This is a genomic window from Trichocoleus sp. ST-U2 (genome assembly GCF_039961875.1).
Classification (GTDB): domain Bacteria; phylum Cyanobacteriota; class Cyanobacteriia; order Cyanobacteriales; family FACHB-T130; genus FACHB-T130.
The window spans coordinates 25,125-44,755 of sequence record NZ_JAMPJY010000037.1 but is presented as its reverse complement, the minus strand read 5'-3'; the positions used below and the strand labels follow the sequence as shown (position 1 = coordinate 44,755).

At 41.7% G+C, this 19,631-nt stretch carries 20 protein-coding genes; 1 reads left to right on the top strand and 19 read right to left on the bottom strand.

The genetic code is table 11. From position 1 onward, the window contains the following. Positions 1-258: 258 nt before the first annotated feature. Positions 259-957 carry a hypothetical protein gene (locus tag NC996_RS20985; protein ID WP_190684341.1) on the top strand — a complete coding sequence of 233 codons (699 nt, stop codon included), beginning with the start codon at positions 259-261 and terminating at the stop codon, positions 955-957. Between the two features lie 44 nt (positions 958-1,001). Here the strand turns inward: NC996_RS20985 and NC996_RS20980 are convergent, their stop codons facing one another. From NC996_RS20980 to NC996_RS20890, 19 genes are all read right to left on the bottom strand, one after another. Beyond that, on the bottom strand, positions 1,002-1,274 hold the full coding sequence (locus NC996_RS20980; RefSeq protein ID WP_199302994.1) for a hypothetical protein: 273 nt from the start codon (positions 1,272-1,274) through the stop codon (positions 1,002-1,004). Positions 1,275-1,373: 99 nt separating this feature from the next. Next, a complete protein-coding gene (locus tag NC996_RS20975; protein ID WP_199302993.1) occupies positions 1,374-1,559 on the bottom strand; it encodes a hypothetical protein in 186 nt (61 codons plus the stop codon). 12 nt (positions 1,560-1,571) lie between these two features. Then, the gene (locus tag NC996_RS20970) at positions 1,572-1,733 is read right to left on the bottom strand and encodes a hypothetical protein (protein ID WP_199302992.1); all 162 of its coding nucleotides are present in this window, start codon (positions 1,731-1,733) and stop codon (positions 1,572-1,574) included. A gap of 125 nt (positions 1,734-1,858) precedes the next feature. Beyond that, entirely contained in the window at positions 1,859-3,079 is a 1,221-nt protein-coding gene (locus NC996_RS20965) for a glycosyltransferase family 87 protein (RefSeq protein ID WP_339380254.1), read from the bottom strand. 287 nt (positions 3,080-3,366) lie between these two features. Beyond that, a complete protein-coding gene (locus NC996_RS20960; RefSeq protein ID WP_190684336.1) occupies positions 3,367-4,092 on the bottom strand; it encodes an SDR family oxidoreductase in 726 nt (241 codons plus the stop codon). Positions 4,093-4,123: 31 nt separating this feature from the next. After that, the gene (locus NC996_RS20955; RefSeq protein ID WP_190436587.1) at positions 4,124-5,401 is read right to left on the bottom strand and encodes a DUF4910 domain-containing protein; all 1,278 of its coding nucleotides are present in this window, start codon (positions 5,399-5,401) and stop codon (positions 4,124-4,126) included. Positions 5,402-5,714: 313 nt separating this feature from the next. Further along, positions 5,715-6,656 carry a hypothetical protein gene (locus NC996_RS20950; protein WP_190684334.1) on the bottom strand — a complete coding sequence of 314 codons (942 nt, stop codon included), beginning with the start codon at positions 6,654-6,656 and terminating at the stop codon, positions 5,715-5,717. Positions 6,657-6,759: 103 nt separating this feature from the next. Next, on the bottom strand, positions 6,760-7,308 hold the full coding sequence (gene rfbC, locus NC996_RS20945; RefSeq protein ID WP_190684331.1) for a dTDP-4-dehydrorhamnose 3,5-epimerase: 549 nt from the start codon (positions 7,306-7,308) through the stop codon (positions 6,760-6,762). Continuing rightward, complete coding sequence (locus NC996_RS20940) at positions 7,305-8,546, bottom strand: class I SAM-dependent methyltransferase (protein ID WP_190684328.1); 1,242 nt, start codon at positions 8,544-8,546, stop codon at positions 7,305-7,307. Before NC996_RS20940 ends, rfbC begins: the two co-directional genes overlap by 4 nt. Continuing rightward, positions 8,533-9,582 (bottom strand): SDR family oxidoreductase, encoded by a 1,050-nt coding sequence (locus NC996_RS20935; protein WP_190684325.1) that lies wholly within the window; start codon positions 9,580-9,582, stop codon positions 8,533-8,535. The genes NC996_RS20940 and NC996_RS20935 overlap by 14 nt, the downstream gene beginning before the upstream one ends. 11 nt (positions 9,583-9,593) lie before the next feature. Beyond that, positions 9,594-10,808: an L-2-hydroxyglutarate oxidase gene (gene lhgO, locus NC996_RS20930; protein WP_190684323.1), complete on the bottom strand. Its 1,215-nt coding sequence runs from the start codon at positions 10,806-10,808 to the stop codon at positions 9,594-9,596. A 53-nt stretch (positions 10,809-10,861) separates the two neighbouring features. Beyond that, the gene (gene rfbF, locus NC996_RS20925) at positions 10,862-11,635 is read right to left on the bottom strand and encodes a glucose-1-phosphate cytidylyltransferase (protein ID WP_190412202.1); all 774 of its coding nucleotides are present in this window, start codon (positions 11,633-11,635) and stop codon (positions 10,862-10,864) included. Positions 11,636-11,943: 308 nt separating this feature from the next. Continuing rightward, positions 11,944-12,291, bottom strand: a complete 348-nt coding sequence (locus tag NC996_RS20920; protein WP_190412201.1) for an SMR family transporter — start codon at positions 12,289-12,291, stop codon at positions 11,944-11,946. Between the two features lie 45 nt (positions 12,292-12,336). Further along, positions 12,337-12,921 (bottom strand): YqeG family HAD IIIA-type phosphatase, encoded by a 585-nt coding sequence (locus NC996_RS20915; RefSeq protein ID WP_190684319.1) that lies wholly within the window; start codon positions 12,919-12,921, stop codon positions 12,337-12,339. Positions 12,922-12,973: 52 nt separating this feature from the next. Beyond that, complete coding sequence (locus NC996_RS20910) at positions 12,974-13,954, bottom strand: decaprenyl-phosphate phosphoribosyltransferase (RefSeq protein WP_190684316.1); 981 nt, start codon at positions 13,952-13,954, stop codon at positions 12,974-12,976. A gap of 568 nt (positions 13,955-14,522) precedes the next feature. Further along, on the bottom strand, positions 14,523-15,938 hold the full coding sequence (locus NC996_RS20905) for a glycosyltransferase family 87 protein (protein ID WP_348260016.1): 1,416 nt from the start codon (positions 15,936-15,938) through the stop codon (positions 14,523-14,525). Positions 15,939-16,086: 148 nt separating this feature from the next. After that, positions 16,087-17,391: a hypothetical protein gene (locus tag NC996_RS20900; RefSeq protein WP_190684308.1), complete on the bottom strand. Its 1,305-nt coding sequence runs from the start codon at positions 17,389-17,391 to the stop codon at positions 16,087-16,089. A gap of 40 nt (positions 17,392-17,431) precedes the next feature. After that, positions 17,432-18,298: a glycosyltransferase gene (locus NC996_RS20895; protein ID WP_190684306.1), complete on the bottom strand. Its 867-nt coding sequence runs from the start codon at positions 18,296-18,298 to the stop codon at positions 17,432-17,434. A 74-nt stretch (positions 18,299-18,372) separates the two neighbouring features. Beyond that, complete coding sequence (locus tag NC996_RS20890) at positions 18,373-19,542, bottom strand: glycosyltransferase (protein WP_190684302.1); 1,170 nt, start codon at positions 19,540-19,542, stop codon at positions 18,373-18,375. Positions 19,543-19,631 lie beyond the last annotated feature (89 nt).

The following is a 19,631-nucleotide window of genomic DNA, read 5'->3' as shown; positions in this document are numbered from 1 at the left end:
CAGAATTTCGCTTGATTGTCTCCCCAACCCTTTGTGGCTCCAACTCTTTTTAACTGCTCAAGCTATCTATTCGTCTGCTGTATTCCTTGAAGTACAGAAAGCTTCAGTCCAAAGATAAATCAAACATATTTCCCGGTTCCCTGGACTCGTTTGCTAAAATTTATTTATACTCAAATACATAAAGATGTACAAAAACTTAACTATTTAAATCCGTTGTGTTTTTCTATTATAAAATAATCATAACTAGCTTGAATAAAAATGCGGAATCATCAAATAAAAAAAATCTGGCAAGACCTCAGAAAGCAAATCATAGAAGACCGCTCCGTTCTCGTTTTTAATGGTCTAGTCCTGTTACTGTTTCTGGGAATGACAGTCTATGTCAAAATGGCAGGCACCTACTACGGTTCAGACTACTATGCCAGAGTTAATTTCATAAAACTTCTATTTGCTGAACCTTTTCGTAAAGACATCCCTTACCTGGCTCTTTTCACTCACTTTTCAGAAATCCTCTGGTGCATCTCTTTAACGATCTGTTTATTTAGCTTTACCTTACTAAAAAGAATTCGTCATAGTCACAAAGGCGATCCCTTTATCCTCTTCTCTGCGATCGCGCTGACTATTTTTCTATTGGATGATATATTTCGGCTCACTTTGACGCTGGATTTATTAGTGGGTATCCCAAAGGTGATTATGTATTCCCTATACGGTCTTGGTTTAGTGAGCTATATCGTTGCATTTTGGCGCAGAATATTATCAACACCCTATATTCTGTTGCTAGTCGGTTTTAGTTTATTTATAATCTCAGGTATGGCAGACTTATTGCCTATTAAGGGTGAAGGAACTCCAGTTATTTTAGAAGATGGAAGCAAAATATTAGGCTTAGTGAATATTATTCTCTATTTTTGGGACGTCTGCGAAAAAGAAGTGATGCGATCGCGCAACCTGTCAAATGAATAAATTGCTTTATAACTATTTTTCCTTGTAAGGCTTATTTATAATTTCTAATTCAGTTTATACAAGCCAAATTCGCTACGAATTGATTTCGTTATAAATCGATAATTGAAGGCTTCTCTTATCCGAGATCGGAGGCTTAACGTGATTCCCGCCTTAGCACCAAATAAAGTGTCGAAACCTGTTGGATAGAGATTTTCTCCATTTCCAATAATATAAACAGCACCTTCAAAAGGCAATTGCTTGAGTCTTACTCCTTTCTTGAGTTCAATTGATTTATGAGAATCAATATGGATAAGGAAAGCTAGATTGGCATCTTCCACCTTTTCAGGCAAATTATACAAATCATAGCGGACAATCCGGCCGCTTCCACACGATCTATTGAAGGCATATTTTTTGTAATATATGAGTTGGCTATCCTCCTAACATACATAGCCCTTATCTACAAACCATCCCTTAGATTGTGGATGCTGATTGACAAATTCTGCCAAATGCTTACTTACACAGTCATCGGCATCAACGAGCATTATATGAGAGGATTTTAGCTGTTGAGCATAGATGAAACCTGCCATCACTTTTTGCAACTTTTCTAAACACTTATCAGCCAAATCAGGAGCTGTCTATTTCTCCATAGCCGCAGTTTTTAAAGCTGGATCTGGCGGTAGTAAATCTACTTCAATGTAGGTAATGTGAGGATGATTCAACTCAATATTTTGGTTTTTGTGACAAACAAAAATCACCCTAAAATCTGGTGAAGTTTGATTGAGATTGACTTGATACATCTTTGAAATAACTTAAGAACGCGCTCCCAAGAATTTGAAGATTGCTGACTTCTGAGCGGTATAACAAAAACAATCATACTGACACCTTAAGAATTAATGCCATAAAGCATGGTCACAAAGCAGGGTTACAGAGAACCAAGACTACTTTGAGATTGCTGAAAGCGTTTTGAATTCTGCCATCGAGCAGCCAACAAGACTCCCAGTAGTAAGATGTCGCCGAAGAAGTAATGAGAGATAAACACCCTGGATACTAAATAACTCAGAAATTGAGCATTTCCTGGTTTGAAGTAAGCCAGAGTATAGGTAACAGGCAACGATATCAATAAAATGCCTAATATTATTAGGCTAGACCAAAGCTGTTTATTAGGGACTGCTAATTTGTTGCCTAGATAGAGAGATAAAGGTAGTAGCAACAAGAGATAGTAGTGAGTCCAAGAGATAGGACTTGTAAGCAGTGCTAAACAAAGGACAACAGAAAGCTCTAAATTTTCTTCTTCTAATGTGACAGGTTTTTTTGAGCGCCAGCAAATCCAAATAGTCGCACCAAACAGCAGTGAGAGCAATGCGTACCGCACCAGTTTGAACCCCAATCCTACCTCTAGAGGCAGCCACTTAGTAAGACCACCGTCAGTTAGCAAACGAGCTAAGAAGCTATCAAGTGACTGACTGTTGTAGGCGGCGATTGGCTTTCCAGCGTAAGGCTGAATGCACATCTCAAACCAAGTCTGATGTAAATCGAAACCGAACAAAAGGATTGATGCTCCGACAATTGCCAGTAGCGCTGCACTAAACCCCGCCACTACTCGCCATCGACTTCTCATTACAAAGTAAACACCAAAAAGGAACAAGGGAATTTTAATCAAAGCAGCGATCGCTAAGAGCGCACCCGTCCAAATTTCGCGTTTAGCCTGGATGCAAAAAAAAGCTGCGATTAGCAACAACAAGACAAAATGAGTCGAATTTCCTTCTCGCAAGTTGTAATAGAGAGGACCATTAATCGCAAATAGTCCGAGTAGGGCGATTTTTTGTTTTCCTGTTGTTAGTTCGCCGAGCTTGATTAGTAAATAGTAAGTGAAGAGAATCGCAATGCAACTTAAAAACATCAGCAGAACGTGGGCGTTTTGCTGACTCAATAATGAAAAAGGAGTAAATAAATAGGCGATTATTGGAATATTTACAAAAGTTCCAGCCGGACAACCTGGTTGTCCTAAGCAATTTTTATCCGGTAGGTATAAATCAGCAGGATTTTCTAGTATCAGACGACCTGCCGGGTAATAAGCTTTGTCGAAGTCAGCAAATAAATTTTGTGCAGGTGGATTAGAAATATTCCATAAAAATAGCATCATAAGTAAGACAGGGAATCCATAGCCTAACCATAAATTCCATCGCTTTTTTAAGTATTTATCAGCAAGGTTATTTAGCCCAACTGCCCCTAAGATTAAAAGAATGAAAATCAAGTAATTTTTCATAGAAAACCTGATTTAACTCCTATAAATGCTATAAAAAGTTCTGAAGATAAGGTCAGACAAATGATATCTCAGCTCGTGAAAACATAAAGTTGAGGATTATAACGCCTATTAAGCCTTTGGTTATTACCCAAATGTGTCTTTGATTCTATGAACTTGAAGGAAATTTAAGCTTTTCTCAAAGGTCGAATGTTGATGTCAGTTACTTCGGCGGTGCGGGGCAAACTGAGGGCATTGAGTACCACGGCGGCTACGTCTTCTGGTTGCAGAAGACGTTCTGGATGATATTCTCTACCTTCTATCTCTTGAACCGATGCTTGCATGGGACTAGCAGTGCGTCCGGGGTAGATGCTGAGAACGCGCACGCCATCTGCGTTGACTTCTTCTCGCAGACTGTCAGCGATCGCTTTCAGTGCGTGCTTGGTTGCAGCATATTGTCCCACACCGCCTCTAGCATTCAAACCCACGGTCGAGTTGATGAACGCGATCTGACCCTGACGAAGTGCGATCGCACTGAGCAAAGCTTGTGTCAGCGCATAAGGAGCGCGAACATTAACGCGGTACTGCCAGTCAAAGTCTTCCAGAGAGGCGGTTTTCATGTGTCCTAAGGTGATAACGCCAGCACTATGAACGAGCATATCAACCTCTCCTACATCTTGCTCAAGACGAGTTTTTAGCTGCTGAATGTCTTCGTCTAGTGTCAGGTCAACTTGATACAGGAGAACTTTGGATGCAGTTGCTTTAGCAGTTTCGGCAACTGCCTCTAGCGCTTCTAAATTACGTCCCACCAAGCAAAGCGTTGCTCCTTGTGCTGCCAAACCGAGAGCGATCGCTTTGCCAATTCCGCTACTCGCTCCCGTTACAACTGCAATTTGGTCTTTTAAGGCTGACATTCAATTTTGGATGCAAGGATTTAGATTAATCTCAGCTGACGGCTGCTGATTTCAAACACTCTTTCAATAAATCATGTTCTAGTAAAGCATCTGCTGCTCTTTTAATCTCATCAAATGCTAAACCCGACCTGTCTGCTATGTCTAGCAAGGTATGATTGCCATCGGCTAAATTCAAAACCCACAAAATTGCCATTTCATTCAGTGCCCCCTCTTTCTGCCCGCCAATTCCTTTATATAGACCCCTTTTTCCCAGTCTCGGCTCGCATTTAGGATTTTGATTTAAGTAAGTCCCATTGCCTTCCAAAACGTGGAAAATTGACAAACATTTAGAGAAAGAGTCAGCCAGATATTGCGGTTGCACAAAATCTAGATTATCTGCCGATGTGTGGTATTCGGGAAACTCACCGTGCTGCGATCGCATAAAACAACCCACAGCCAGATTGAAGCCCGGAGAGCAATACTGCCGCTCATCGTAGCCATAGGGGAAGAAATCAATAATTTCATGTTCTTGCCCCGAATGCTTTAAAACGTGAAGGCTGGCTCTATCGATTTGGGCATCACCTTGGCGACTTCTCTTATAAGTAACTTTCCCTGGATCTCCCACACACGTTAGAACCAATCCGTGTTTAATTTTTTGGGCTTGGGCTTCATTTAAACATAGCCAAGTAATGGAACCTATCGTTCCCGGAATAAACAGAAATCGGTAAGAGTATCTCAGAGAAATCGAGCTGAGATGTTTTGCCAAATAGGTACTCAGAGCGATACCCGATAGATTATCGTCGCAGAGAGATGGATGACAAGCATGGCAGGAGATTAAAACTTCGTCTGGGCTTTCTCCTTTAATGTAATACTCGCCATAAGTCAGGCTCCCTGGTTCTAAAGAGGAATCAATGCAGACTTCATACTCTTCATCTTTTAGTTCTAAAAATTGCTTGTGGCTCAAACAAAAGCCCCAAGTTTCTTTATAATAAGAAGTTCGATAAGGAATCCACTCAGGAGTATCTGGTAGGGTGAATAGGTGTTCTTTCAGTTCCTGGAGCGGCATTTTTTTCCGAACCGGCACGCTGTAATTGACAACGTGCAAGTTGGATTTTTGGAAGTCTACAACTCGCTCACCTTGGGAATTTTTGATGTAGGCATCTTTAATATTCCACTCCTTCGGAACCGTCCAGTCGAACACTTCCGTTCCCGTCGGAACCTCGTGAATTTCTAAAGGAATGAGTTCTTGAATAATCTTGAGAGTTTCTCGAAAGCCATTTCCTGTAATACTGCGGCAAATCGGATATAGCTTTGAGATCACCTGGTACATCTCGTTGCCAATCTCATCAGGGTTAAGAACTCTCTTTAGATCGGTGAGGTTCACAGCTTTAAGCCTCTTTTGCAAAAAATCAAGGGCAACTCGAACGTCCTTAATACTAGCTTCAGCATCCGTAAAGTTAGCACTGATTTTAGCGACCTTTACAGGATTGTTAGTTGCTGCATCAGATGGCAGTGCATCTGAGTCGGTCATTTCAGCTCTCGGAGATCCCCCCAATTGCCTTTTAAAAAGGGATTGGGGGAGATCCTAAACCGAAGAGGGCATCATCTGGATCTGGAAGTGTTCGCTGAATGCTCGTTAACTTCTAACGAACAGAGTTTAGGACTTCCGCTGGAGGTTGGAACACAAGCCCCTCCTCACTGGGTGGTGGCTCGTTCTCGTAGAGCGCAATGATGTCATCAGGAATGCGAGCGAGATCGCTACCCCGCATGAGTTCTCTGAGCGTAGTGCCCTGAGGTGCGGAGTCGAGATTCGGTGCGCCGCCCTTAGTGATGACATCGTCGAGGTGTACAGTTCTGAAGTCGATGCTAAAGCGCGTGCGTCCGGAGGTGTTAGGCACTGTCCAATGCAGCTGTGCGCCAGAGAAGAGGATGATTCCGCCTGGTTTGGTAACGACTCGGATCTGCGGATCGAGATCGACGTGTTCTAATGGGCGGGGTTGCTTCCGGGTATCTTTCTTGATATGCTGGGCGGCGTTTTTCCGCCCCTCCCGGTTCCACTCATAGTGGTTGTACTCGCTAGAGCCATTTTTTACTGGCTGGCTCCAGTAGCGGGGCTGAAATGCCATCGAACTCTCGGATTCATAGTCGTAGATGGGAAGCCACCAGTTCATCTGGCAGAGGGGAGCGGCGTACCAGGTGTCACGATGCGGGTGCAGCGGATAAGCAACCCCTGCGTTGAGGTAGGTGCCATCACACACAACCCTCATGCGCGGAACGTCGAAATAGGTTTTGTTCATTTCGCAGCCAAGATCCTCTAGCAGTTCCCGAATCAGCTGCTTTGACTTGGGGTGATGGATAAATCTGGGCTTGAGCGGAGCGACAATCTCCACAAACTTTTCGACGGGGAGGCTAAATTGTGCTTCTCGTGGATCTAGAGAACCAAACGCTTCTTGGGTAAGTTCGCGAGCTAATTCGCACAGCGCGATCGCACTTGGACGGGGTGAGAAGACGAAAATCTGTCCGTTGAAAAGATGTTTTCGCCTCACCTCATCGTTAACATCAGAATCGAAAAAGATTGTGTTCACTTTGCTATTTCCTTAAGGGTTGTAGCGCTCAATTCACTCTACATTATCCAAACATTGAGCGGGTAGTTCTGTATCGAACAACTCGCTCAATCTCAGATGAAAATTATGCCCCGACAAGAACATAAGAGCTGAACAAAGGCCAGGATAAATCTTTTTCGGAAATTTCACTGACGGGTAAGGGCCATTCAATCCCCAGGATGGGGTCGTCATAGTGCAGCCCACACTCATACCCTGGTGTATAGAACTCGCTCATCTGATATACCACTTCGGCGTCATCGGTTAGAGTTTGGAAACCGTGGGCAAACATTTCAGGAATATACAGGGCACGTCGGTTTTCAGCGGTTAGTTCGACGCCAACATGACACAAATACGTGGGCGATTCTGGACGCATATCGACGATTGCATCATATATGGCACCACGGGTACAGCGAACTAATTTTGTTTCGCTGGCGGGGGCTGCTTGATAATGCATACCCCGCAACGTCCCTTTTTTGTAGTTCACGGATAGGTTGCATTGGGCAACGTTTGGCTTTAATCCACGATCTGCAAATTCATTGGCACAAAAAGTCCGAGCAAATAATCCGCGATTATCTTCTCGTTGCTCTATGTCAATAATAAAGGCACCCTTGAGTTTGGTTTCGGTGAATATCATAGATAAACTTGCACTTCTGGAATTGGGACTACAAACTTGCCTCCCCACTCTCGAATAAATGCCATCTGCTGCATAATTTCCTCTTTGAGGTTCCAAGGCAAAATTAGCAGGTAGTCAGGCTGTCTTTCGCGGATTTCGTCGGGGTTGAGGACGGGGATATGAGTGCCGGGTAGAAAGGTTCCTTGCTTGTGAGGGCTGCGATCTACCGTAAAATCAACAAAGTCTGTGCGAACTCCACAATAATTTAGGAGGGTATTGCCTTTGGCTGGGGCACCATACCCTGCGATCGCTTTCCCTTGTTGTTTCGCTTCAATCAAAAAAGTCAGTAGCTTGCGCTTGGTTTCTTTGACTTTTTCTCCAAAGGTCAGATAGGTGTCTATCTTATCTAAGCCTGCCTGGGTTTCCTTGGATTTTAATTGATTGACGCGATCGCTCATGGCTGGCTCAGCCGCATTGTCATGCTTGCCGTAAATTCGCAGCGAACCGCCGTGAGTCGGGATTTCTTCGACATCAAATAAGGTCAAACCGTGAGCTGCAAAGATTTTTTCGACGGTTAAGAAGGAGAAGTAGGAAAAATGCTCATGATAAATTGTGTCAAACTGATTTTGCTGCATCAGCTGTAACAAATGGGGAAATTCCATTGTCAAGATGCCATCTGGCTTCAAGGCTATCTTCATTCCCGCTACAAAATCATTCACATCCGGAACGTGGGCGAGGACGTTGTTGCCCAACAACAGATTGGCTTGCTTCCCCTCTGCTGCCAGTTCCTTAGCTGTTTCCACCCCAAAGAACTTGACTAAGCTGGGAATTCCTTTTTCCTCTGCAACTTTTGCTACATTTGCCGCTGGTTCGATTCCTAAAACCGGGATTCCCTTTTCATGGAAATACTGCAACAGGTAGCCGTCATTACTAGCAATTTCAATGACTTGATGATGTTTGTCAAACCCAAACCTTTCTACCATCAAGTCCGTGTAAGCTTTGGCATGACGCAACCAACTGTCTGAGTAAGAAGAAAAGTAAGCGTAGTCTCCATCCCCAAAGATATGATCGGGAGATTCAAACTCTTCTAGCTGCACCAAAAGGCAACTTTCGCAAACATAGGCATGAAGTGGGTAGCTTTTTTCTGCCCGACGCAGCTGTTCTGGTGTTAGGTAGTCATTGGCAATGGGTGACATCCCTAGATCGGCAAAGGTGTGCTCAAGGGATTTGCTGCAAAAACGACACTTAGCGATCGCCATGATTTAATAACTCCTTACTCCAGAAAAAATCTCGATCAATTTGTTGGGTGCGAATTAGGTACTCTAGCTGCTTCAAGCGAGTGAACCCTCTGAACAAGAAGATGTCTTCAGTCAGATCAATCTGCTTGAACAAATCGAATAACTGCTGGGCACCCCGTTGGGCATCCCATTCACACTTAAATCCCGGTAGGGTTTTGTTAATCTTCTCGAAAGAAACTCGATAGCTGCGGTTGTCCGAGCCATTTTCTCCAAAGGTTAACTGGCATCCTTGGAAGACTGAGGCAATAATTTCCGCAATTTCTTTAACTCGATAGTTATGAGCGGTGTCTCCGACGTTGAAAATTTGGTTGTGAACAATGTCACGGGGTGCTTCTAGGGTGCAGATAATTGCCTTACAGATATCAAGGGCGTGAACCAACGGACGCCAGGGAGTTCCGTCGCTGGTCATTTTGATTTCTTTCGTTGTCCAAGCTAAGCCCGCCAAGTTGTTTAAAACAATATCAAAACGCATTCTGGGGGATGCCCCAAAAGCGGTGGCATTTCGCAGAAAGGTCGGAGAAAAATTGTCATCGGCGAGTGGTTTGACATCTCTTTCTACGAAGGTTTTACATTCTGCATAAGCAGTTTGGGGATTGACGGGAGATTCTTCAGTCACATCATCTTTTGTGGCGACGCCGTAGACGCTGCAAGAAGACATATAAACGAAGCGCCGCACACCCGCTGCCTTCGCGAGATTGGCAAGGCGAACTGAACCTTTATGGTTAATGTCGTAGGTGATATTGGGTGAGAGTTGTCCGGCGGGATCGTTGGAAAGTTCTGCCATGTGAACAATTGCCTCGACCCCCTCTAAGTCTTCTGGTGTGATGTGCCGCAAATCTTTGTTAAGGGTTTTGGCAGTTAAATCGGTGGCGTTATACAGCCAACCTACTTTGTAGAAGCCGGTGTCTACCCCAATCACTTCGTGTCCGCGTTTCATCAAAAGGGGCGCGAGTAACGAGCCGAGATAGCCTTCTGTTCCTGTTACTAATACTTTCATTCGTTCAATTCCTAAACGCTAACAGTTGTTTGTAGGGGTTGGGGTTCCGGAATTTGCTCTACGATTGCTTTGCCAATTTCCAGGGAAGAGGTAGCCGCGGGGGAAGGCGCATTGCAAACGTGGACGGAGCGATCGCCTTTAACAATTAAAAAGTCGTCTACTAACTTGCCATCGTTCATCAAAGCTTGAGCGCGAACCCCAGCGTGGGTGGGAATTAGGTCATCCGATTGCACTTCCGGAATCAGCCTTTGCAAGCTCCGCACAAAGGCGGCTTTACTGAAGGAACGAATAATTTCCTGAATGCCTTCGTCGGCGTGTTTTGCCGCTAGTTTCCAAAAACCTGGATAGGTCATCACTTCAGCAAAATCACGCAGATTAAAGTCTGTCTTTTTGTAGCCTTCACGCTTGAGGCTGAGAACGGCATTGGGTCCTGCGTGGACGCTTCCATCAATCATCCGGGTGAAATGAACGCCTAGGAAGGGAAAATCTGGGTTAGGAACCGGATAAATCAGGGTTTTGACGAGATAGCGTTTTTCTGGTGTGAGTTCGTAGTATTCTCCCCGGAAAGGGACAATTTTCGCTTGTGGATCGACGTTTCCTAATTTGGCAACGCGATCGCTATGCAGTCCGGCACAATTGATGACAAAGTGCGTTTCAAACGTGCCGTTATTTGTCTCAAGTACCTGATTCTCGCCCGTTCCAACAATTTTCTCAACTTTGGTATTGAGGCGAAGTTCTCCACCTTGGGCTTCAACTAGCTCAGCATATTTCCGAGCCACCTGCTTGTAATCGGCAATCCCGGTTGCGTACACCCGAATTCCCGCGATACAGGCGACATGAGGTTCAATTTCTTTGACTTCCTCTGCACTAATCTTGCTAATTTTTAACCCATTTTCCAAGCCGCGTTGATAGAGGCTTTCTAACCGTGGCAGCTCTTTTTCCTCCGTTGCCACAATTACTTTGCCGCAGACTTCGTGTGCAATGCCATGCTCTCGGCAGAATTCTACCATTGAGCGGCTTCCTTCTCGGCAAAATTTAGCTTTGAAACTTCCTGGTTTGTAATAAATGCCAGCGTGAATCACGCCACTATTATTGCCGGTTTGATGATAAGCCCACTGGCTCTCTTTTTCCAGCACCACTATACGGGCAGAGGGATAGCGTTTGCCTAAAGCCATTGCTGTAGAAAGTCCAACAATCCCGCCGCCAATAATTGCAAAATCATACATAAGAATTCTTGCCCCTGCAACTGAAATGGATGAGTGTTTATCCTAAAAATTTGTTACCAAACTTTCCAAGGAGCATTCCCACTCTTCCAAAGTTCTTCTAGGTAGTTCTTATCTCGTAAAGTATCCATTGGTTGCCAAAAACCAGGATGTCTGTAAGCAGCCAGATGTCCATCTTGAGATAATTTTTTCAGGGGTTCTTGCTCCCAAATTGTGGAGTCATCTTCAATATAATCAATGACTTCCGGCTCTAGAACAAAGTAACCCCCATTAATCCAAGCACCATCCCCTTCAGGCTTCTCCCGAAAAGTGGTAATTTTATGTTGATCGGGTTCTAAAGAAATCGCTCCAAAACGTCCCGGTGGCTGAGTTGCAGTCAAGGTTGCCAAACACTTTTGCTCTCGATGAAAGTCTATTAGCTCTTGAATATTGACATTCGCTACGCCATCTCCATAAGTAAAGCAAAAGGTTTGATTCCCAATATGCTCTCTAACTCGCTTTAAGCGTCCTCCGGTCATCGTTTGATCTCCGGTATCTACCAACGTGACTCGCCAGGGTTCGGCATAGCCACAATGCACATTCATTTGGTTAAACCGCATATCAAACGTGACATCGGACATATGTAGGAAGTAGTTGGCAAAATACTCCTTAATTACGTAGCCTTTATAACCACAGCAGATAATGAAATCGTTGATTCCATAAGCTGCGTAAATTTTCATAATATGCCACAGCACAGGTCGTCCACCAATTTCCACCATCGGCTTTGGTTTGATTGTGGTTTCTTCCGTGAGTCGAGTTCCAAGCCCTCCAGCTAGTATCACTGCTTTCATGCGATCGCCTCTTTTTTCATGAAAATGAATCTATACCTTTAGATAGATTCATGTATAATAGAAATGTATTCTTAGTCGAAAAAATCAATTTTCTCTAATTAAATATTCTAAGCGGAAAATACTGAGATATCTGTAAAGATACAGTAAACAAATAGAGGGTCTTTATTAAAACTTTAAAAAGTTGAGCCTCTAGTAGTTTTAAATTTTTAACTCATAAAAACAGCAAAAAAATCGCAAAATCGACTAATTTTGCGATTCAAGCTTGTAGGCTAGAGCAGTAGCCTAGAAGGTTGCCGATAGAATACTAACTATGTTATTGAAGACAATCTGCCAAAAGCGATCGCGCAAATTCCACTGATCATCAATCCCACTCCCACCCAATCAACCGGAGAAACTTTCTCCCTGAGAATAACTGCTCCGGCAATCGTCGTTGCTACCACCGTTAAGCCAATCACCACTGGATAAGCAACTGATAAATTAAACTTCCCCAAAACTAAAATATAGAAAACTGTACTGAGACCATAAACTAAAATCCCACCCAGCAAGTAAAGATTTAAGGGATTTTGACCGGCTCCCAATTTTAACAATGTTTGTGCGAGAGTATTTAAGCCAACGGTCAGCAAGATTAAAAAAGGAAACAAAAGATTAGCTAACATAAACAACGACACTTTCTTGGATATTCAGCTTGCTTAAGCCATCGCTTAATAAAAAGAATCAAAATCCCAAAGCTCGCGGTCGTTAGGCCACGGTGTTTGGACTCGTTTTCCCAGGAGTTTTTCCCACCATCGAAAGGGATGAGGAAGCGTAGCAACTTGGATGCTCGCACAGCCGCTTAGCCATGCCCCTAACACATCTGTATGACGGCTATCACCAATAACGACAACTTGTTTTGGTTTAAGCCGCATATATTTGATGGCTTTACGGAAGGCAAAAGGAAAGGGTTTCTTGGCTGGGTTGATTGCTGGAATCTCTAAACGATGGGACCAAGCCTTTACCCGATACCGGCGCTTGCCATTCGAGAGAATGAAAAATTGAAATCCTTGTAATTTTGCCTGTTCGATCCAAACTTCGGCACCAGGAGACACGTAGCGATCGTCTTCAGAAACAATGGTGTTGTCTAAATCGATAATAATCCCTTGAATTCCGCAAAGCTTTAGCCAGTCAAGCTCTATGGCTGCCAAGCTGTACGCCTCTCTCGGAAAACTGTAAGGCCCCTGGTTGACAGCCGGTTTTTTAGATTTTTGTTTAACAGAGCGGGAAAAGAACAGAGACACTCGGTTTAACATTTGGTCATTTCACTCACAGCCACAACAAGTTCAGAGACTAACAACTCAAAAATTACTCGATTAGCCCTTGACGTTTCAGGAATAGAATGACAAAGCTGGTAACGATCCAAGAGAGTACCGTCAGGAGAATCGGCACGTCTTTTAATAAAATTTCCTCCGGACGCTCAGTCTGTCCTCCTTCGTCATCGATATCGCTTCTCCGAGCGATTTCTTGCGGATCGCTCAGTAGCTGATAACGGAAAACCCCGTATAAAACAAAGGGTAATGTAAGTAACATCCAAGGTGTTGATGCTCCACGAACTTGAGGTCCGGAACTCCAGATCGCGTAGGTCATGACTGCGCCGGTTGTCACTGTATTTTCCATGCGGCTGAGTAAAGGCAACGAGTAGCGCTTCAATACAGACCGGGTCTTGCCACCTCTAATTGACAATAGCCGCAGTTCTGCTTTGCGCTTTTCCACACCCAGAAACAAAGCCAGCATAGCAGTACACAGGAGAAACCAGGGGGATAAAACAATGTTTGTTGCAGCAGCACCTGCATAGGCTCGTAAGACAAAACCCATTGCGATCGCAATAATATCCAAAATCACAGTCCGCTTCAGCCGCAGGTTATAGGCAATTTGCAGCAGTGCGTATGCGGTGATGGTTGCTCCCAAGTAGGGCGATCGCAACCAGCCGACAATTAAACCAGTGCCCAGCAAACAGACTGCCATTACCATCGCCACTGGCACGCTAACTAAGCCTGCGGCAATGGGTCGCTTACTCTTGACTGGATGTAGACGGTCAGCTTCTACATCTGCAATGTCATTGAGTAGATAGAAGCTACTCGAAGTCAAACAGAACAAAGCAAACGCCAGTAAAGAGCCTAGCAAAGATTCCAGATTAATACTGAAAGCAAATAAGGGTGCTGCAAAAACAATCAGATTTTTAGTCCACTGGCGTGGTCTTAAAGCTTTAATATAAGGAAATCTTATAAAATTATCAGCTAGCTTAGTTGAAGTTTGTTTATCACTGGGAAATCTGGGAATTTTCATTTGCTTTTAAACCTCTTTTCTGATAAAAATAATTTTTTTAGGCAGATTTACTGCAAAACTTCGTTTTAAAATACCCCAGCTTGTAGTAAATACTACAGTCAACAACACCACGGTTTAAATAACTTTTTTTTATTCCCAAGCTGTGGATGCATCTGTATGTAGTCAATGATTTCCGACTTTAGAACTCAATCCCCACTTTACTCTCCTAAGTACCAAGTCCTCCAGTAAGCAGTGCTGCTTTCATGCAATAACCTCGTAATTTTTACCGATAGTAGCTTTTTTATCTAGATGTACCCGTTTAAGCCGAGATTAAGTAAGATAAAATTTAATCGCTTATTCCGTAATGATTTTAGTCGAAAAATCGTTAATAAACTATCAAGACTCCCTAAATATGCATTCTTTTATATAAAGATTTAGCAAAGAAGGCAATTTCTCACCTAGCTTCCTAATTTGGTAAGAGCATTTGAGAAAAATACGCAGGTAAGTTGCACAATCGTTGATAACCAGTATGTTAAGTAGACTCTGATAGTTTTAAAGTTTATTTGCAGCAGATCGCCACTAATTGTTACTACTCAATAAATACGTTATTTTCAAGGTTATCGTTACTCTCATTTATCTCATATTTCGTACCTCTTAAAATGTATAGACATACTAAAACCATCAAACCACCAGCAAGGAGATAAGACAGAAAAATGTTTAAGGGGAGAAAAGCTATTTTTTTGTACGCTAAATCCTTAGCAATCGCAAAATAATTACTGGTCAAAAAATAACTTATAGCCAGAAAATAAATCGTAAACTTTCCTAATACTTTTTTGGTTAATAAATAAGGAAGTAAAAAAGCATAAATTGGCAAAAGAATCCCATAATGATGTTCCCAAGCAATTGGAGAAGCAATTGTAGAGGTTAATGCAATAATAGAGAAATCCGTGATACTTCCTTTCTCACTCGTTAGCATTGGCAAGAATAGAGCCGCTGAAATTAAAGCGATTGAACTTAGTACTGTTCCCAAGTAAACCCAAGGGTTATAGGGCGGGAAAGAATTATGATTAAAGTTAAGAATGGGATCGTTAAATAGCAATCTATTTAAAACACCATTAATTGATTGGTTTGTAAAAAAAGTTTCGCCGTGCTTGGAAATAAATGATAATACGCTTAAGTAGTTAACATGATCTGCAAAGCCGATTAAGGATATTGAAACTATCAATCCAAGCAAGCTTGTGGCGATAAATCCCAGAGTAAAGCTCCATTGCTTACGCAAAACTCCCCATATCAAAATCAGAGCATACTGGGGCTTAATCAGGCACATTATTCCTCCTAAAATGCCTGCGATTTTTTTCCTATCTGTCATCCAACACCAAAAAAGCACAGCAAACAAAGCATTAAGCCAACACTGAATCTGCCCTAATGTATAGGCTTTCATTACCGGGTAAAAACTCAAACTTAAACAAACTAGGAAAAAATTGATAGCAATTCGCTCGAATCTGGATATGGCTACGTTTTCTTTCCATTTGTATTTTTTTAAACTTAAATTAAATATTTGAATAACAAAAAAAATTGTTAGAATAATAAAATTCCATGAAATAAATTTTAAAGTATTAAATATGGATAATCCAATATTTCCTAGAAATTCCTCAACTACATTTATTTTTAGAAAAGAGAAGACTAGCAGAGAGCTAGGGGGATACTGAAATTTTGTTTGTTCTTCAAAAAAAACCTTAGAGTATAATAATTGCTGATGCTCGGATTGAATATAGTTGACCGCTTCTAGCATGGGTTCCCATGAATCATTGATGGTTCGCCCGTACCGCAAGAAGATTTCAGTTCTAGATAATCCTAGGTCTTTCCACTCTGTAGAAAACAGGGTTATTAATATAAAATTAACGACGACAACATTAGCAAACGTAAAGAGCAAGAGGTTTCGAGTTAAAGGATTTAATCTTCGCCAATAGTTCAGTAAATTGACTAAAATAAGCGAAAAATACATATGCTTCTTCTATACTCCTTGATTAGATTTGAATTTGAGATTTTTGTTAGTTCGCTTTTTTAGCCCTATCAACTCCTTTAATCAGTTCAAGCTAGCTTACGGCAAATTCGCAATACTTAAACATGCCCTATCTTGACTACGAAACTCGTTATACTTTGTTCAAGCTTAAATTTGATTGTTGATACAAGGAAACTAACGTGTCAACGAATTGTGCATTGTTTAAAAGTTGGGTGATTACAAACAGTAATAACAAGGCATTTAATACTTTTGAGCTAATCCCTTCTGCATGACTATAGAATTTTAGAGAAAGAGCCATCCAACTCAATACTAAAAAAGTCCAATTCGGAGTAAACAAGAACAGCTCATAGTCTTTTCCATAAATATTATGTAGTAAAAAATTAAATAAAATACAAAAAATTAAACTCCTCATTATCGGCATTTTATCGGCGCGAAACTTAATAAAGGCATAAAGACTCCAAAGGAGTAAAACTGTCCACAGCAAAAAAGCGATAATGCCTGGTATATAAAGTGCTGTAATAGATGGAGGATCGAAGTTCACCCAAGGTGCAGGTGCAGAATTAAGTTTTACCCACGAAGGTGGGTTATCTTCAATAGTTCTCCATATATGCGGCTTAATGGCAATAAAATTGAATATAAAAATATATCCTAGCAATTTTAGGATTCTCGAAAAAATACTGCTAGATTGATCGGGCAAATTTACATAATCTCCCTCTTTAGAGTAATAACTTCCTGGAATAAAAAATAGATCGGCACTTGGATATATCAACTTCTGCAAGAGGTTCAAAGCAATAGCACCAGACAAAACTAACCCGATGAAAATAATCAGTTTTGTAAAAACTTTTTTATTAAACCTATCCTGATAGATGCTGAAAAAATAGGCAATAATCCCCTGCACTACGTTACTTATTACCATGCCGAGCGCAAAAATAGTTGCTGGAACCATGTAGATTAAGCTGCCTGGGTAAGCAACTGCCAGCAAATAAATAATAATTAGACTACAGGCAGCAAAAATAAACGTATCGGGAACCGAGCTGAAAAATATATGAGAGGTAGATAATCCTAATATAGCTGAGTAGAGAATGGCGTGAAAAGGCTTAAACCCCAGTTTCTGGAAAAAAACTAAGGTTAAAACAACGCACACAGCTCCAAAAAAGGTACTAAATAGTATGCCAACAATTTCCCCAGAACCAATTATTTTTTTGAGTAAAAATCCTAGAGGATTAAAGACAAGAATAAATAAAGGATGAGTATGAGTGCGCCAAAAATTAATTTTATACGTGGTTAGTTGAGTAATAACTCGATGATAATCTGAATGAAATAGTAAGTCGGAACGCTTGACTCCAAGTACTCCGGTAAAAAAAAGAGACAAACTGGAGAAAAGGTAAAGTATCCAAAAGGTTAGAAATGTTCCAACTCTAATTCTTGAAAACATTTAAGATTCTGTCCTGTATCTCAGACGATAATTGCAATTCTTAGAAGGCTAAAATTCGGTACTTAACGCAACCTTGTAAACGTCCTATGCGCCAAGCCAAATCTTTTACCCATTTACTACGGGTTTCCTTAATGAATACCTCTTTTGGAAGGCGCTTTAACAAGTGCAACCAAGCTTTTCCACTGGTCTTCCATGAAAGCTGGGGCATACCCAAGGGTTGATACTTTTTATATAGAAAAACATCATACTCTCCCCACAGGCGTGCCTGCTTGTACATACCGTTCAGAGTGCTGCGGAGCCGGTAATGAACGACTGCGTCTTTTACAAAGTGAAGTTTTATCCCGGCAAGTTGGAGCCGCCAACAATAGTCTACATCTTGCAGTCGGATCATGTTTTCATCAAAACCGCCGATAGATTCATGCAGAGAGCGTTTAACACCAAGATTGCAGCTACCTGCAAAGGGCAGATAAGGAGGATATTTGTATTCAAGAAGCTCATTTCGCTGCTTAAGTGTATAAACTTTTTGTACCCAAGGATCGTTAAGCTTTTGATATTCAAGGCGACCTGCTACGAATTCATACTTCGAGAGCGCGTCCCCCATAGCAGCAACCCATCCAGGAGCCACTTCGTCGTCAGCATCGCAGAACACCAGTGCGTCGCCAGTCGCCGCTTTTGCAGCCGTATTACGTGCAAAGGAACGCCCTTGCTGTTTAGATGAATCAACGATGCGGAGATTGGGTAACCGTTCTTTATATTGTTCCACAATTGCTAGTGAATCGTCAGTGGAGCCGTTATCGGAGATAATTAATTCCCATGAGTCAAAGTAGTCTTGGTTTGCCAATGCTTCAAGTTGAATCGCAAGGGTATCTGCTGCATTAAAACAGGGAATAATAATACTTAACTTCATAAATCAATCTTCCGCTTCGCACCCGTATCTATATTAAGTAATTTTATGTACTGGCTACTTAATATATTTGACACCTATTCTCTTTGCAAGTCATCTTCAACTTTATCTAAGACTTTAGTCACAACCTCCTGATATCGAGTTAGGCTAAAAGTATTCAACGCTTTCAGGCGAGTCTGTTCCCAGTCCACAGGAGGGGCTGTACCATTGACGATCGTAAGAATTGTTTGAGCGATTGATTCACCTGTCGGTTCGCAAGTCCAAAAGTCTACTTCTGGGTCGAAGAATTCTTTTAAACCAGGAAAGTTCATATTCAAGGTTGGTATTCCCATTGCAAGGGATTCGACTAATTTATTGGGGGTTGCACTATTACGCGCCCTTTCGTTATTACCAAATACACCTAAGGCTAGGTCGCAATTTTCTACTAAATATTTAGGTAGAGAGCCATCAGAAAACTTTAAATCTTTTCTAAGAAAAACGCGATCGCTTAGTTCCTCTTCCTTGATTTTCTTTTCGTAGGCATGAAACCGTTCTGCATATCCAGATCCATAAGCACCAAATAAATTGCAAGTAAACGGTATCTCTTTTTCCTTTAGAATTTTCATAGCTTGTAATATATTATCTACTCCGTGTAGAGGAAGAATTGTTCCCCACCAGCAGATATTTAGGATACCATCCCCCATAAATTGTCTTTTAAGGCTTAGTCTAGATTCGGTAAATAAAGGAGCAATAAAAACTTTATTTTGAGCGAGTTCAACGTCTAAAACTTTTGCCCAGTAAGCAAGTTCATAAGCGGACAGGTGAATGATATAATCTGTTTTTGTAAACGCTAGGATATCTTTTTTCAATATTTCTTTGGCTGCTTTACTTCCTTCTTGGATGTCATCTTTATTTCTTACATAAGTGTCATACATCGATATATATGGTTCTATGACGACTTTATTTTTAAATATTTTTGACACCCACAAAGCACTTTGAATAAAATTAGCGCTCATTGGCAATACGTAGATTACGTCTGTCAAAGCTGCTTTTACAAAAAGCTCTATGAGATAAAATTTAGAGAAAACTTTGCGGATAAACTGAGCAAAAAAGGTTTGTCTTCCTCTTCCTCGGAGGTAAAAGTCTGGATAGACGAAGGAAACATAGTATCCAGAATCCAACAAAAACTTGATCAAATTTTCGCAACGATAAGCTCCATGTACATTTCCATAGAGCAAAACCTTGATTTTTTTCTTGAAAATTGACATGGTTGATGCAGCTACCCTTTAAAAAATCCAGTTCAACCAGGCGAAACTTAGCACGTCTATGTCAAGTTTAGTTCAATAGACGTTCGTTT